The 260-nt window shown below is 48.5% G+C and carries 2 pseudogenes; both read left to right on the top strand.

Features of this window, described 5'->3' with window-relative positions:
* A pseudogene (locus LKE08_RS29200) lies at nucleotides 1-57 on the top strand (reverse transcriptase N-terminal domain-containing protein); the annotation flags it as partial.
* A 3-nt stretch (nucleotides 58-60) separates the two neighbouring features.
* Nucleotides 61-260 (top strand): annotated as a pseudogene (locus LKE08_RS29195) (hypothetical protein); the annotation flags it as partial.

The following is a 260-nucleotide window of genomic DNA, read 5'->3' as shown; positions in this document are numbered from 1 at the left end:
CTAGCGGTAAGGCGAGTAACCCAAGACAACCAAGGCAAGAAGACAGCCGGAGTTGACGGTGTGGTAGCGATATCCCCTAAGCAAAGGTTTGAACTAGCTGAGGAAATCAAAGGAAAATTTAAAGCCAAACCGTTACGGAGAGTCTGGATACCAAAACCCGGACGGGATGAAAAACGCCCTCTAGGAATCCCAACAATCCGAGATAGAGCCAAGCAAGCCTTGGTCAAGATGGCAATGGAACCCTACTGGGAACCTAAATT

The sequence above is a fragment of the Lyngbya sp. CCY1209 genome, assembly GCF_035615495.1.
Classification (GTDB): domain Bacteria; phylum Cyanobacteriota; class Cyanobacteriia; order Cyanobacteriales; family Microcoleaceae; genus Limnospira.
Note: the sequence above shows the minus strand (reverse complement) of the source record. Positions and strands in the feature narration are given on the sequence as shown.